This is a genomic window from Actinocrinis sp. (assembly GCF_035938995.1).
GTDB lineage: Bacteria > Actinomycetota > Actinomycetes > Streptomycetales > Catenulisporaceae > DASZGI01.
Map to the genome: position 1 here is coordinate 1 of NZ_DASZGI010000081.1, position 13,904 is coordinate 13,904.

A 13,904-nucleotide genomic window follows, 5' to 3' on the forward strand; every position below is an offset into this window, starting at 1 on the left:
TCAGGCCGCGGGGTGGTCGTGCTGGTTCTTGCCCCTGGCCACGAGGGCGATGCCGTCGGCGACGTTGTGCACGTCGGCGACCGGGCGCCGGGCGTCGGCCTCGAGCTGGGCGCGCTCCTGGCGCCTGCGCGATCTGAGGGATGACGCCACTGCCGCGACGATCAGCAAGCCTCCGGCGCTGGCCGTGAGCACGTCCGGCACGTCCCGCCAGACCTGGACCATGAGGAGCACCGCGAGCATGCCTATCGCGTAGTACGCACCGTGTTCCAGGTAGCGGTACTCCTCCAGGGTGCCCCGGCGCACGACGTAAACCGTGAGCGCCCGGATGTAGGCCGCCCCGATCGCCAGCCCGATCGTGATCAGCGACAGGTTGAGGGTCACCGAGAAGGCGCCCATCACCGAGTCGAAGGAGAAGGTCGCGTCGAGCAGTTCCAGGTAGCAGAACAGGAAGAAGGCCGCTCGCCCGGCCACCGTCATCCGGGGCCGGGAGGCGCCGTCGGCGTCCGCTTCGCGCGCGATCATCTGGCCGACGCTGTCGACCGTCATGTAGCACAGCAGACCGGCGACCGCGCCGACGGTCACCTTGAACGCGACGGCGGACGGAACGGTGGCCGCGGCCGCGATCGCGAAGCCGAGCACGCACATCTCGCCGATCCGCGGCAGCTTCCCCAGCCGCCGCAGCGGCTTCTCGATCCAGCCGATCCACATCTCGTCGCGCTCTTCGAACACGAAACCGAGGAAGATCATCATCAGGAACGCGCCGCCGAAGGCCGCGATGGCCGGCTGCGCGGAGATCAGCAGCTGGTGGTAGCGGTTCGGGTCCTGGTAGGCGAGGCGCAGCGCGGAGAGCGGGCCGAGCCGCGCGCCGACGCACACGATCGCGAGCGGGACCAGCAGGCGCATGCCGATGGCCGCGACCAGGATGCCGACCGTGTAGAAGATCCGCTGCCAGAACGGCGCCATCCGGGCCAGGACGGTCGCGTTGACGATCGCGTTGTCGAAGGAGACCGCGACTTCCAGCACGCCCAGCAGAGCCGCGATGACCAAGCCTTGGGGGCCACCGACCAGGAACGCGAGGAGGAGACAGGTGATCGCCACGGTGTGCGCGACCCCGAACAGCCTGAGATTGCCGCTTCCCGTCCGGCCGGATCGCAGCTTCGGCATACCGCTCCGCCTCTCGATCAGCGCTCTGCCGCGCTAGACGTCACCACCCGCAGTGTCGCAAGGCCTGCTTTCGTCAGGACATCGTCCGGCCGGGCCGGACATCCATGACCACCGTACCGAAGAATATTGGCCGCTGGTCCATGAACTTGGCCACTTTCGGATGGATTGCGGCTCAAAGGCCACTCGAGTGACCCTCGTGCGCCGGGTGACGCACGAGGGCGATGAGGCTTGAGAAACCTCGCGAGGCTACACCCGACGGCGCGTCAGTCCCGCGTGAGGGCGCGGGCGATGACGCGGCGTTGGATCTGGTTGGTGCCCTCGACGATCTGGAGCATCTTGGCCTCGCGCATGTAGCGCTCGACCGGGAAGTCGGTGGTGTAGCCGTAGCCGCCCAGCACTTGGACGGCGTCGATCGTCGACTGCATCGCGGCGTCCGAGCAGTAGAGCTTGGCTGCCGCGGCCTGCTTCCTGAAGGGGACGCCCTCGTCGCGCAGGCGGGCGGCGACGAGGTAGGCGGCGCGGCCGACTTCGACCCGGGTCGCCATGTCGGCCAGCAGGAACCCGACGCCATCGTGCTCGATGATCGGCTTTCCGAACTGGATCCGGTCGCGGGCGTAGGCGGTGGCGGCCTCGAGAGCGGCCCGGGTCAGGCCGACCGCGCAGGCGGCGATTCCGAGGCGGCCGGAGTCGAGCGCGTCCATCGCGATGGCGAAGCCCTCGCCCTCGGCGCCGATGCGCCGCTCGGCCGGGATGAGCGCCCCGTCGAAGTGGACCTGCGCGGTCGTCGAGGCGCGCAGGCCCATCTTGCGCTCGGGCGGGGCGGCGCTCAGACCGGGAGTGGCGGCGTCGGCGAGGAACGCGGTGATGCCCTTGGCACCAGGGCCGCCGGTGCGGGCGATGACAGTGTAGAAGTCTGCTTCGCCGCCGTGGGTGATCCAGGCCTTCGTGCCCTCCAGCGAGTAGATGCCGTCGGGGCCGGCGACGGCGCGAGTGGTCAGGTTCGCGGCGTCCGATCCGTGTGCGGCCTCGGACAGGCAGTACGCGCCGAGCAGGTCGCCGCCGATCATCTCGGGCAGCCACCGGTCCTTCTGGTCCTGGTCGCCGTAGTGGGCCAGCGCGTGGCAGGACAGCGTGTGCACGGAGACGCCGACGCCGACCGCCAGCCAGTGCCGGGCCAGCTCCTCGACGACCTGAAGGTAGACCTCGTACGGTTGGCCGCCGCCACCGTACTGTTCCGGATAGGGAAGGCCGAGCAGCCCGGCGTGTCCGAGGGTGCGGAACACCTCGCGGGGGAAATGCCCGGCGGCCTCGTATTCCGACACTCGGGGGGCGAGCTCCTTCTCGGCGAGCTCGGCGGTCAGGACGAGGAGTTCTTGAGACTCCTCAGTAGGCAGCAGCGCGCGGCGCGCGGCGTCCATGGGCTCGGCCTCCAGGGGATGCACGGGGAATGGAGGTCGGCGACGGCCCGGATCCGGCCTCGTGAGCCGACACCGGAATACGCCACCGGCGTGTCGGAAGGTTTACCGACACGCCGGTCACTGTATCGCTCACGTGCGACGATCCCAACGAAGCGCATGGCGCGCCCTTAGTTATATGCGCGCGATGCCTTAGGCACGGCGCGCGCGCCCGTCAGGAGGCCGTGGTGGAGCTGTCCCCGCCGCCGGCCTCGATCTTCTTGATGTCGGCGGTGACGGTGTTGGACGGGATGGCGAAGCCGAGGCCGACGGACCCGGCGTTGGAGGAGTTGCCGGAGGACGAGGAGTAGATCGCCGAGTTCATCCCGATCACGTGGCCGGAGGTGTTGAGCAGCGGGCCGCCGGAGTTGCCGGGGTTGATCGAGGCGTCGGTCTGGATGGCGGAGTAGGTGACGGTGGTGCTCGAGCCGAGGCCCTGCCAGCCGAAGCCGGGGAAGCCGCCGCCGCCGTTGGTCGACTCGGTGATCGACACCTTGCGGTTGAGCGCGGAGACGATGCCGCTGGTGACGGTGTTCTGCAGCTGGTCGGGTGAGCCGATGGCGATGGTCTCGTCGCCGACCTGCACCTGGGTGGAGTCGGCGAAGGTCACCGGGGTCCAGCCGGTGACGCCCTGGGCCTGGATGACCGCGACGTCGTCGGCGGCTATGTAGCCGACCACGGTGGCGTTGTAGGTCTTGCCGTCATAGGTGGTCACGGTGAGCTGGCCGCCGTCGGCGACGAAGTCGGCGATGACGTGGTTGTTGGTGACGATCAGGCCGTTCGACGAGATGACCATGCCGGAGCCGGTGCCGGACACGCTCTGGGTGGACTCGTTGACCTGCACGACGCTCGGCAGCACGGCATTGGCCACGGCCCCGATCGTCGTCGAGGTCTTCGAGCTGTTCGAGCCGGTGATCGTGGAGACCGTGGCGGCGCTGGTGGTGCCGTTGTGCCCGCCGAAATAGGAGCCGGCGACACCGCCGATCGCGGCCGCCGCGATGACGAACGCGGAGACGACGCCCAAGCCGAACCTGGCGCGGCGGCGCGGGGCGGGGGCGGGCGGGCCAGGCCACCCGTTCGGAGCACCCGGACCGCCCGGGGGAACCGTGCCCTCCATGAATACAGTGCCTTCTGCGCCAGTGGGGCCGCCGGGCCAGCCACCACCGGGTATCGGTCCGCCGGGGGTCGGAGCATCAGGGGCAGCCGTGGGCGGCGCCGCGGCGGGCGCCTGCGCACCGTAGGGAGCCGAACCCCAGGCCGGGGCCTGGCCGGAGGGCGGTGTGACAGGTTGGGGGGCGGCGTGTTGGGGGCCGGGTCCGCGCCATGCGTACTCTCCTTCGCGCGCCCGGATCGAGCCGGGCTCGTGCTGCGCCGGAGAAGTCCACTGCGGACCGCTGGAGGGGTCGGTGCCGGGCTGGGGAGTCTGCGTCTCAGTCATGCATCGACTGTCCCCCGGCTTCTTGAACGCCGTCTGAGACCACGTTCAGACCATCTGAAGAATGGGCCCCGAGAACGCACAGAATCGACCGTTCGGCGCGGGAGACCGCTCGCGCAACCGTTGGCGGCGGACCGACCCGTAATATCACGAGGGCGGTGATCCGCAAGCGCCCGCGTGTGTCCGACGCCGCTCGGCCACGCCGCGCGCCGCCCACGGGACGGGGCGGTGTCGGCAAGATCACCGACGGGTACGGCCACGGCAGGTGCCGACGGACGGAAGGGCGGTAGGTCGTCGATGGGCAGTGCGATCGAAAGCGGGGCAGTGGGGAGCGGCGGCACCGTCGAGCCGGAACGGGCCACGGTCGCCGACGACGCCGGATCGCCCGGCGGCTCCCCCGCGTCGCTGCCGCAGCCGGGCTTCGACCTGGCCGCGCTGATCAAGGAGCGCACCGGCGAGGCTCACCAGCTACAGGCGCAGATGCTCAATCCGCAGCTGCCGCGGATGCTGCACACGATCGGCTTCGACCGGACGTACGTGCGCGCCGAGGGCGCCTACATGTACGACGACCAAGGCAACGAATACCTCGACTTCCTCTCCGGCTTCGGCGTGTTCGGGCTCGGACGCAACCATCCGACCGTGCGCGCCGCCCTGCATCAGGTGCTCGACGCGCAGCTAGCTGACCTGGTCCAGTTCGACTCGCCGCTGCTGGCCGGGCTCCTGGCGGAGAAGCTGCTGGCCCGCGCGCCGCATCTGGGCCGGGTGTACTTCGGCAACAGCGGCACCGAGGCGGTGGAGGCGGCGCTCAAGTTCGCCCGGTACGCCACCGGCCGCGGCCGGATCCTCTACTGCGACCACGCCTTCCACGGCCTGACCACCGGCTCCCTGTCGGTCAACGGCGAGGACGAGTTCCGGCGCGGCTTCGACCCGCTGCTGCCGGACACGATGATCCCGTTCGGCGACCTCGAGGCGCTGGAGCGGGAGCTGGCCCGCGGCGGCGTCGCGGCGCTGCTGATCGAGCCGATCCAGGGTAAGGGCGTGTACGTTCCGCCGCCCGGGTTCCTCAAGGCGGCGCAGGAACGGCTGCGGGCCCACGGCGCGCTGCTGATCTGCGATGAGGTGCAGACGGGGCTCGGCCGGACGGGCAAGTTCTTCGCCTACGAACACGAGGGCGTGGAACCGGACATCGTGACCGTGGCCAAAGCGCTGTCCGGCGGCTTCGTCCCGGTAGGCGCGACGATGGCCAAGGGGTGGATCTTCGAGAAGGTCTACTCCTCGATGGACCGCGTGCTGGTGCACGACTCGACGTTCGGCTCGAACGCGCCGGCGATGGCCGCCGGGCTGGCCGCGCTCACGGTGCTCGAGGACGAGAAGCTCGTGGAGAACTCGGCGCGGATCGGCGGCCTGCTCCAGGCGAAGCTGGCCGAGCGGATCGGACGCTACGAGATGCTGCGCGAGGTGCGCGGCCGCGGTCTGATGATCGGGTTCGAGTTCGGCAAGCCGTCCTCGCTCAAGCTCAAGGCCGGGTGGAGCACCCTCCAGGCGGCCAGGCAGGGCCTGTTCGCCCAGATGGTCGTGGTCCCGCTGTTCCAGCGGCACCGGATCCTGACCCAGGTCTCCGGCGACCACATCGACGTGATCAAGCTCCTGCCGCCGCTCACCATCACCGAGGCCGAGGTCGACCGGTTCATCGAGGCCTTCGACGACGTGATGGCCGACGCGCACCGCGGCACCGGGCTCATGTGGGACTTCGGCCGGACCCTGGTCAAGCAAGCGATGCGCCGAGGGTGAACAGCGTGCCGACGGACGACGCCGGTTCTGACGCCGCACCCGCCTCGGACACCGTCATTCAAAACACCGCCATTCAAGCGGAGACCATGAAGCACGGCGCCCCGCCCGACGCCGCGTCGGACATGGCTGAGACGGTGTCAGACACAGCGCTGGCGGCGATCGCGGCCCAGGCCCAGGCGGAGAACTTCCCGGTGGCGCTCCGGTTCCTGCCGCGCGGGCCGCGCGAGGACTTGGGCGCCTTCTACTGCTTCGCGCGTTACGTGGACGACCTCGGCGACGAATACCAGGGCGACCGAGTCGCCGCGCTGACCGCCGTCGACGAGGACATCGCCCGGCTCGCCTCCGGCGCTGCTCTTCAGCTCGCGCCGGTACGCGGGCTGGCACGGCTGACCGAGGGCGGACGGGTGCCGACCCAACCCTTCACCGACCTGGTCGCCGCAAACCTGATGGACCAGCACAAGCCGCGCTACGCCACGTTCGGCGAGCTGGTGGACTACTGCAAGCTGTCCGCGAACCCGGTCGGCCAAGTGGTGCTGTACCTGGCCGGACAGGCGACGGAGCAGAACGTCGCCGACTCGGACGCCGTGTGCACCGGCCTGCAGATCATCGAGCACATCCAGGACGTGGCCGAGGACTACCGCCGCGCCGACCGTATATATATGCCGCAGGAGGACCTGGCCTCGTTCGGCGTCGCCGAGGACGAGCTGACCGCGCCGCACGCCGACGAGGACCTCAAGGCCCTGCTGCGCTGGGAAGCCGGCCGGGCCGCGGTGCTGCTCGGCCGGGGCGTACCGCTGGTACGACGGCTGCGCGGCTGGGCCCGGCCCGCGGTCACCGGCTACGTGGCCGGCGGCCGGGCCGCGCTGGCCGCGCTGCGCCGGGCCGACTTCGACGTGCTCGCCCACACCCCGACCCCCACCAAGGCAGCGACCGTGCGCGCCGCCTTCGGCGTGTTGATCGGCCGGCCGCGATGAACAACCGGCGCATTGATGTGAACAGCCCTGATGTAGACAGCGTTTCAGCACAGAGCGAGCAAGTATCTCCCGCAATGAAAACGAGCCAGCCGTGAGCGATCTGACGGGGAACCAGAACTCCACCTCGGTCGAGGAGGCGTACGCGGAATGCGAGCGCATCGTCGGCGCCGAGGCGCGCAACTTCTCCTATGGCATCCGCCTGCTGCCGCGTCCCAAACGCCAGGCCCTGTCCGCTGTCTACGCGTTCGCCCGGCGGGTCGACGACATCGGCGACGGCGACCTGGCCGCCGGCGAGAAGGCCACGGCGCTCGGCCTGGTGCGCAAGCAGGCCGAATCGCCCGGCGAATACCCCGGCGACCCGGTGCTCGTCGCCCTCGCCGACGCCGCGAAGCGCTACCCGCTGGACCTGTCCGCGTTCGGCGAACTGGTCGACGGCTGCGAGATGGACCAGCGCGGCACCGTCTACCACACCTGGGACGACGTGGCCGTCTACTGCCGCAACGTGGCCGGCTCGATCGGGCGCCTCTCGCTCGGCGTGTTCGACCCGCCCGCGTTGCGCGACGAACCCGCGGCCCTCGGCGTGCTGGCCGACCAACTCGGCCTGGCCCTGCAGCTGACCAACATCCTGCGCGACATCCGCGAGGATCTGTCGAACGGACGGATCTACCTCCCTCAGGAGGATTTGGACGCCCACGGGGTGATCCTCAAGCTCAACCCACAGGGCGACGTAGATCCGCAGGAGGGCCGCCTCGTCGCGCTGATCAAGTTCGAGGCCGAGCGCGCGGAGCGGCTCTACGCGCAGGGGCTGCGGCTCCTGCCCTACCTCGACCGCAGGTCGCGCGCGTGTTGCGGAGCGCTGTCGGGGATCTACCACGCGCTGCTGCGGCGGATCGCGGCCCAGCCGGAGGCCGTCCTCACCAGCCGGGTCTCCGTGCCGACGCCGCAGAAACTGTCCGTCGCGCTCGGCGCGCTCCTCCTCCCGGCGTCCCGCGGGTGAAGGCACATCAGATGAGCACACCGCAGACACAGATGGAGACGCCGATGACGGGCGCCGGAGGAGAAGCGGTCGTCGTGGGCGGCGGGGTCGCCGGCATCGCGACCGCCCTCATCCTGGCCGAGCGCGGCTGGAAGGTCACGCTGGTCGAGGCGCGGCCCCGGCTCGGCGGCCGGGCCACCTCCTACCAGCGCGGCGAACTGACCGTCGACAACGGCCAGCACGTCTTCCTGCGCTGCTGCACGGCGTACCGCGGATTCCTCGACCGGCTCGGCGCCGGGCCGGACACCGGTATGACGTTCCTTCAGGACCGCCTCGACATCCCCCTGCGCTCGGCCGCCGACGGCAGCGAGGCCCGGCTGCGCCGCAACCGGCTGCCCGCTCCCCTGCACCTGGCCGCCGCGCTCGGCGGCTACGGGCTGCTGCCGCTGCGCGACCGGGCCCGGCTCGGCGGCGCGGCGCTCGCCCTAAGGCGCACCGACCCGGCCTCTCCGCACGCCGACGCCCAAGGCTTCGGCCCCTTCCTGCGCAAGCACGGCCAGTCGAAGGCCGCGGTGGACCGGCTCTGGTCGGTGATCTCCACCGCGACGCTCAACATCGAACCCGACGAGGCGTCACTCGCCTTGGCCGCCAAGGTCTTCCGCACCGGGTTGCTCGAGACCACGGACGGCGCCGACCTTGGCTACGCCCTGGTCCCGCTCGGCAAGATCCACGACGAGATGGGGCGGGCGGCTCTCGGCAAGAACGGCGTCACGGTCCTGGACTCCACGAAGGTCGAGCAGCTGGACGGGACCCGGGTGACCGTCACCGACCGGGCGGGCGAGCGCACCGAACTGGCCGCGGACGCCGTCGTGCTCGCCGTCCCGCACGACGTCGCCGCCACGCTCCTGCCGCAGCCGCACCCCACCGACTTCGCGCATCTGGGCCACAGCCCCATCCTCAACATCCACCTGCGCTACGACCGCACCGTGCTCGACCCGGTGCTGGACGGGCCGTTCCTCGCCGCGGTGGACACCCCCGCCCAGTGGATCTTCGACCGGACCGCCGCCAGCGGCCTGGACGGACCCCCCGGCAGCTACCTGGCGATCACCGTCTCGGCCGCCGACAAACTCGCCGGGACACCCGCCAAGGAGCTGACGGCCCTGTTCGAGGCCGAACTCGCCACCCTGCTGCCGCAGGCCCGCGGCGCCCGGGTCGAAGAGGCCTTCGTCACCCGCGAGCAGCACGCCACCTTCCGGCAGGCGCGCGGCTCGGCGGCGCTGCGCCCGGGCCCCGGCACGGCCGTGCCAGGGGTCTACCTGGCCGGTGCGTGGACCGACACGGGGTGGCCGGACACGATGGAAAGTGCGGTGCGCTCCGCGATCAACGCTGCCACACTGGTGGTTCGCGAGGGCGCGGCAGCAGGCGGACATCAAGGGCGGACCACGACGGGAGAATACTGATGCAAGGATCGGCCCCGGCTGTTCTCTCCTCGCTTAAGAAGCTCGTCGACCCGGCGCTGGAGCGCCACGTCGACGGCCTGCACCCGGTGATGCGCGAGATCGCCCGCTACCACTTCGGCTGGGACGACGGCGCGGGCTCCGGCAAGGCGGTGCGCCCGGCGCTCGCGGTGCTCGGCGCGCGGGCCGTCGGCGCCGCAGGTGACGAGCCCGCGGTGATCGACGCCGCCTGCGCGGTGGAGCTGATCCACAACTTCTCCCTGCTCCACGACGACATCATGGACGAGGACCGCACCCGCCGGCACCGTCCGACCGCGTGGACCGTGTACGGCGTCAGCCAGGCGCTGCTGGCCGGCTGCGCGCTGCACACCCTCGCCTTCGAGATCCTGGCCCACCGCGCGGTGGGCGACGGAGAGAACAACGGCTGCGCCGCACCGGCCGCCGCGCTCGACGCGCTCGGCCGCATGGTGCAGCACCTGATCGCCGGTCAGTCCGACGACCTCGCGCTGGCCGAGGGCGGCGAGGCGACGCTCGAGCAGTGCCTGACGATGGAACAGGGCAAGACCGCGTCGCTGATCGAAGCCTCGGCCTCGCTCGGCGCGATCGCCTACGGAGCCGATCCCGCGAAATCCGCCCTGCTCGCCCGATACGGCCACCACCTGGGCATGGCGTTCCAGCTCGTCGACGACATGCTCGGCATCTGGGGCGACCCCAAGCGCACTGGCAAGCCGGTCGCGGCAGATCTGCGCGCACGCAAGCGCTCCGCTCCCGTCGTCGCCGCGTTGACCTCAGGCACCCGTGAGGGGGAACGACTCGCCGCGTTGATGGCCGCGCCCGGCGAGTTGTCCGAGGAGGACGTGGCGCTCGCCGCCAAACTCGTCGAGGAGTCCGGCGGCCGCGCCTGGACCCTCGAGCAGGCCGACCGGCACACCGCCGAGGCTCTGGCCAGCATCGACCGCTTGGCGCCCGGCGCCGAGGCCTTCGCCGACCTCACGGAGGTGACCAGGTTTCTTCTGTTCCGGGAGTGGTAGGGGGCCGCACGAGGAGGACCGATGACGGCAATCGCGGAACGGCAGCAGGCCCAGGGCGCGCAGCCCGGACCGCTCGCTGCCGTGCGCAAAGCCACCGAGGGCGCACGGGATCACCTGCTCGCCCTGCAGGACACCACTGGGTGGTGGAAGGGGGAACTGGCGACCAACGTCACGATGGACGCCGAAGACCTGTTGCTGCGCGAATTCCTCGGGATCCGCACCGTCGCCGACAGCGACGCGGCGGCCCGGTGGATCCGCTCGCAGCAGCGCGAGGACGGCACTTGGGCCACGTTCCACGGCGGCCCGCCTGAGCTGTCCACGACGGTCGAGGCGTACGTCGCGCTGAAGCTGGCGGGCGACGCGCCGGACGCGCCGCACATGAAGGTCGCGCGGGACTGGATTCAGGCGAACGGCGGAGTCGAGGCGACCCGCGTGTTCACCCGGATCTGGCTGGCCCTGTTCGGGCTCTGGGACTGGGAGCGGCTGCCGGTCATGCCGCCGGAACTGGTCTTCCTGCCCCCGCAGGTGCCGCTGAACATCTACGACTGGGGCTGCTGGGCACGCCAGACGGTGGTCCCGCTGACCGTCGTCGCGCACTTCAAGCCGGTCCGGCCGATACCGATCGGCATCGACGAGTTGCGCACCGGAGCACCCGACCCCGCCACGGCGCCGCTCGCCAGCTGGGCCGGGCTCTTCCAGCGCGCCGACCGGGCTCTGCACGTATACGACAAGCTGCACCGGAAGCCGGGGCGCAAGGCGGCGCTGCGCCGCGCGGTCGAATGGATCGTCGCGCGACAGGAGGCTGACGGCGGCTGGGGAGGCATCCAGCCACCCTGGGTGTACTCCATCATGGCGCTGCATCTGATGGGCTATCAGCTCGATCATCCGGTGATCCGCACCGCCATCGAAGGCCTTGAGGGATTCATGGTGCGGGAGGAATCCCCGGACGGCCCGGTGCGCCGCCTCGAGGCCTGCCAGTCCCCGGTGTGGGACACCGCGCTGGCCGTGGTGGCGCTCACCGACGCGGGCGTGCCGGGCGACCATCCGGCGATCGTGCGCGCCGCGGACTGGCTGCTGGACGAGGAGATCACGGTGCCCGGGGACTGGTCGGTGCGCCGGCCGGGCCTCAAGCCGGGCGGCTGGGCGTTCGAGTTCGCCAACGACGGCTACCCGGACACCGACGACACCGCCGAGGTCGTCATCGCGCTGCGCCGGGCCGCCCGCGACGCGGACGAGGACAGATACCAGCGGCTGAGCGGCGCGATCGACCGCGGCACCGTGTGGATGGCCGGGATGCAGAGCAAGGACGGAGGGTGGGGCGCGTTCGACGCAGACAACACCCGCGAGCTGATCACCAAGCTGCCCTTCTGCGACTTCGGCGCGGTCATCGACCCGCCGTCGGCCGACGTCACCGCGCACATCGTGGAGGCGTTCGCGCTGGAGGGCAAGGCGCACTGCCCCGAGTCGCTGCGCGGGATCCGCTGGCTGCTGGACCACCAGGAGAAGGACGGGTCCTGGTACGGCCGCTGGGGCGCCAACCACGTCTACGGCACCGGCGCCGCGGTCCCCGCCCTGGTCGAGGCAGGCGTGGCCCGCGACCACCCGGCGATCCGGCGCGCCGCCGCCTGGCTGATCGAGCATCAGAACCCGGACGGCGGCTGGGGCGAGGACCTGCGCTCGTACAAGGACAAGAGCTGGATCGGGCGCGGCGAGTCGACGGCGTCGCAGACGGCGTGGGCGATGCTCGCCCTGCTGGCCGCGCAGGAGGAGGGCGCGCACCCGCGCGCCGAGGCGGTACGGGCCGCCGCCGACCGGGGGGCGGCGTACCTGGCCGCAACCCAGCGGGCGGACGGCACCTGGGACGAGGAGCTGTTCACCGGCACCGGCTTCCCGGGCGACTTCTACATCAACTACCACCTCTACCGGCTCGTCTTCCCGCTGACCGCGCTCGGCCGCTACCTGGCCGACCGTCTCGTGGAGGCCACGTGAACGGACCGAGCAGTGACCCGCGCCGCAGTGACCCCCACACCGGTGAGGGCACCCCGAACCCGCCCCCCGGCCTGGTGATCGCCGCGGCGCTGGCGATCGAGGCGCGCGCCCTGGAGCGCGGCCTGACCGGCGCCGGGGGTACCAAGGTGGTGCGCGTCGGAGTGCGCGCCCGCCACGCCATGCGGGTGCTGCCGCGCGACAACAACTCGCTCATCGTCGCCGGGGTCGGCGGCGGGGCCGGGTCGCAGGTGCGCGCCGGCGACATCGTCGTGGCCACCGAGGTGCGCGGGCCCGAGGGCGCGATCGTGCGCAGCCCGGCCGCCCCGCTGCTGGCCGCGGCGCTGCGCGCGCTGGACCTCGGCCCCGGCGTGCAGGTGCACCTGGGGCCGATCTCGACCACGGACAAGCTGGCCCTGGGCTCGCGCCGCCGGGCGCTGGCCGCCGAGGGCGTGCTGGCGGTGGACCAGGAGTCCTCGTGGCTCGGCACGCTCGCCGACCAGCCGTTCGCGGTCGTGCGGGTGATCGTCGACGACGAGCGCACCGGTCTGTACAGCCCGTCCACGGTGCCGCGCGGCCGCGAAGCGCTGCGCACCCTGACCAAGCTCGTCCCCGCGCTCGAACGCTGGGGTGCGGCGGTGCAGAGCCACCGCCGGGTCGTCTTAGCGTCGCCGCGCTCATTCTGCGCGGGCGTCGAGCGAGCCATCGAGATCGTCGAGGAGGCGCTGGAGCGCTACGGACCGCCGGTGTACGTGCGGCGGCAGATCGTGCACAACGCCTACGTGGTCGCGGACCTCGAGCGGCGCGGCGCGATCTTCGTCGAGGAGCTCGACGAGGTCCCGGACGACGCTCCGGTGGTGCTGTCCGCGCACGGCGTGGCCCCGGCGGTCCGCGAGGACGCCGCGCACCGCGGCCTGACGGTGGTCGACGCGACCTGCCCGCTGGTGGCCAAGGTGCACACCGAGGCGCGGCGGGCGCTGCGCGACGGCAACACCGTCGTGTTCATCGGGCACCCAAACCACGACGAGTCCGAGGGGCTGCTGGGCGAGGACCCGGATCCGGCGAACCCGCGCATCCGCCTGGTCGAGACCCCGCGGCAGGCCAAGGAGCTCGAGGTCGAGGACCCGAACCGGCTGGCCTACCTGACCCAGACGACGCTGGCCGAAGACGACGCGGCGGACATCGTCGCGGCGCTGCGCACCACGTTCCCGAACATCATCGAGCCCCCGTCTTCCGACATCTGCTACGCCACCACCAACCGCCAGCGGGCGATCCGCGACATCGCCGCCGAGGTGGACGTGGTGCTGGTCGTCGGCTCGCGCAATTCGTCGAACTCGCTGCGGCTGGTCGAGGTAGCGCAGCGGGCCGGGGCGGCGGCGTACCTGATCGACGGCCCGGACGAGATCGACCCGGCGTGGCTCATCGGAGCCGCGTCGGTGGGCCTGACCGCCGGGGCGTCCGCGCCGCCGCTGCTCGTCGACGCCGTGGCCGACGCGCTGACCGGGTTCGGCCCGGTGCTGCGCGAGGAGCCCACGGGCGTCGAGGAGAACCTTCAGTTCACGCTGCCGCCCATGCCGACGCTGCTCACCGAGCGGCGCCAGGCAGCCGGCACAAGCACCGCACCCACCGCCTAAAG

General features: G+C 71.5%; 10 protein-coding genes. 7 read left to right on the forward strand and 3 right to left on the reverse strand.

All coding sequences use genetic code 11. The annotated features are described in order from the left end of the window. The 3 genes from VGZ32_RS05090 to VGZ32_RS05100 all read right to left on the reverse strand — a co-directional run bounded on the left by VGZ32_RS05090 (window position 1) and on the right by VGZ32_RS05100 (window position 4,056). Window positions 1-1,164, reverse strand: coding sequence for a DUF475 domain-containing protein (locus tag VGZ32_RS05090; protein WP_326884640.1), 1,164 nt, complete (start codon window positions 1,162-1,164; stop codon window positions 1-3). 263 nt (window positions 1,165-1,427) lie between these two features. Then, window positions 1,428-2,582 carry an acyl-CoA dehydrogenase family protein gene (locus tag VGZ32_RS05095; protein ID WP_326884641.1) on the reverse strand — a complete coding sequence of 385 codons (1,155 nt, stop codon included), beginning with the start codon at window positions 2,580-2,582 and terminating at the stop codon, window positions 1,428-1,430. 211 nt (window positions 2,583-2,793) lie between these two features. Further along, the gene (locus VGZ32_RS05100; protein WP_326884642.1) at window positions 2,794-4,056 is read right to left on the reverse strand and encodes a S1C family serine protease; all 1,263 of its coding nucleotides are present in this window, start codon (window positions 4,054-4,056) and stop codon (window positions 2,794-2,796) included. A gap of 294 nt (window positions 4,057-4,350) precedes the next feature. On the opposite strand from VGZ32_RS05100, the gene VGZ32_RS05105 reads away from it, so the two are divergent. The 7 genes from VGZ32_RS05105 to ispH all read left to right on the forward strand — a co-directional run bounded on the left by VGZ32_RS05105 (window position 4,351) and on the right by ispH (window position 13,902). After that, window positions 4,351-5,844: an aspartate aminotransferase family protein gene (locus tag VGZ32_RS05105; RefSeq protein WP_326884643.1), complete on the forward strand. Its 1,494-nt coding sequence runs from the start codon at window positions 4,351-4,353 to the stop codon at window positions 5,842-5,844. 5 nt (window positions 5,845-5,849) lie between these two features. Further along, complete coding sequence (gene hpnC / locus VGZ32_RS05110; RefSeq protein ID WP_326884644.1) at window positions 5,850-6,818, forward strand: squalene synthase HpnC; 969 nt, start codon at window positions 5,850-5,852, stop codon at window positions 6,816-6,818. A 91-nt stretch (window positions 6,819-6,909) separates the two neighbouring features. Next, entirely contained in the window at window positions 6,910-7,815 is a 906-nt protein-coding gene (locus VGZ32_RS05115; protein WP_326884645.1) for a phytoene/squalene synthase family protein, read from the forward strand. Window positions 7,816-7,826: 11 nt separating this feature from the next. Continuing rightward, complete coding sequence (hpnE, locus tag VGZ32_RS05120; RefSeq protein ID WP_326884646.1) at window positions 7,827-9,254, forward strand: hydroxysqualene dehydroxylase HpnE; 1,428 nt, start codon at window positions 7,827-7,829, stop codon at window positions 9,252-9,254. Next, window positions 9,254-10,282: a polyprenyl synthetase family protein gene (locus tag VGZ32_RS05125; RefSeq protein ID WP_326884647.1), complete on the forward strand. Its 1,029-nt coding sequence runs from the start codon at window positions 9,254-9,256 to the stop codon at window positions 10,280-10,282. Before hpnE ends, VGZ32_RS05125 begins: the two co-directional genes overlap by 1 nt. Window positions 10,283-10,303: 21 nt before the next feature. Next, window positions 10,304-12,271: a squalene--hopene cyclase gene (gene shc / locus VGZ32_RS05130; protein WP_326884648.1), complete on the forward strand. Its 1,968-nt coding sequence runs from the start codon at window positions 10,304-10,306 to the stop codon at window positions 12,269-12,271. Next, window positions 12,268-13,902 (forward strand): 4-hydroxy-3-methylbut-2-enyl diphosphate reductase, encoded by a 1,635-nt coding sequence (ispH, locus tag VGZ32_RS05135; protein WP_326884649.1) that lies wholly within the window; start codon window positions 12,268-12,270, stop codon window positions 13,900-13,902. Before shc ends, ispH begins: the two co-directional genes overlap by 4 nt. Window positions 13,903-13,904 lie beyond the last annotated feature (2 nt).